The organism is Lactovum odontotermitis (assembly GCF_054658595.1).
Window position 1 is genome coordinate 1 of the sequence record NZ_BAAGGQ010000048.1, and the last position, 1,461, is coordinate 1,461.

General features: G+C 45.2%; 1 protein-coding gene. It reads right to left on the bottom strand.

The annotated features are described in order from the left end of the window. Nucleotides 1–312 precede the first annotated feature (312 nt). A partial coding sequence (locus ACYQ2E_RS11270; protein WP_460018157.1) for an LPXTG cell wall anchor domain-containing protein occupies nt 313–1,461 on the bottom strand: 1,149 nt, incomplete at its 5' end.

Sequence of the window (1,461 nt, forward strand, 5' to 3'; positions counted from 1 at the left end):
GTCTTACGCTATTTATTTTACACTAACCTCAACTTTAGCCTGACGAGCTCATAACAATAAAAATCGGTTTATCTTCGAATATTTAGAAATCATTTTTTCTTAATTATTCGTCATCATATAAATGATAATGATTATCTCCAAAAACTGATTTTCGTGACTTTTGAGTTCGATTTCTCTTCTTGTGGGGAAATTGAGCCAAAAATAATGAAGTCTGAATTTTTAGAAGTATCCAAATATATCTAAAAACTCACCTGAAAATTCAAGTGAGTTTCTATGTGAAAATTAGATAAAGGGGAAACAGAATCTATTAGATTAACCGCGGTTGCGACGACGTCGCGTACCTGCAGCAGCTGTGAGTGCACCCGCCAGTACAATTCCGCCTATTACAGCCATCTCAGCAGTTGAAGCGTCGTTTGTATTTGGAAGTGTCTTGCCAGAGCTGCCTGAGCCTGAGCCAGTACCTGTATTGCTAGTACCAGTGTTGGTAGCAGAAGCTCCAGGACCTGCAATAAATGGATATGGATCTTGAGCATTTGGAATGCCGTCGCCATCAATATCTGGATCTGCACTGTTCAGAATGCCGTCACCATCTAGATCACCATCTGGAGCAGTTGCGGTATTACCAGTATCTCCATTATTATTTGGAATATATGGATATGGATCTTCACCGTTAGGAATACCGTCACCATCAATATCTGGATCTGCACTATTCAGAATACCGTCACCATCTACATCGCCGTCTGGGCCAGTTGAAGTATTCGTGTTTGCACCAGGACCAGGAATAAATGGATAAGGATCTTCACCATTTGGAATACCGTCACCATCAATGTCTGGATCTTGCCAATTAGGAATACCGTCACCATCTAGATCGCCATTCGGATCTGTCGGATTCGTTGTAGTATCCGTATTTGATGAAGTGTTCGTTGGTGTATCTGTGTCACCTGGAACGGATGGATCAAACGGTTTAGGATCCTGGTCATCTGGAACGCCGTCATTGTCATCGTCCGGATCAGCGCTGTTCTTGATGCCGTCACCGTCAAAGTCGCCGTCTGGGCTTGTTGATGTGTTCGTGTCACCTGGAACGGATGGATCAAATGGTTTTGGATCCTGTTTATCTGGGATACCGTCATTGTCATCATCTGGATCAGCGCTGTTCTTGATGCCGTCACCGTCAAAGTCGCCGTCTGGGCTCGTTGACGTATTCGTGTCACCTGGAACGGATGGATCAAATGGTTTAGGATCCTGTTTATCTGGGATACCGTCATTGTCATCGTCCGGATCAGCGCTGTTCTTGATGCCGTCACCGTCAAAGTCGCCGTCTGGGCTTGTTGATGTGTTCGTGTCACCTGGAACGGATGGATCAAATGGTTTTGGATCCTGCTCATCTGGAACGCCGTCATTGTCATCGTCCGGATCAGCGCTGTTCTTGATGCCGTCGCCGTCAAAGTCGCCGTCTGGGCT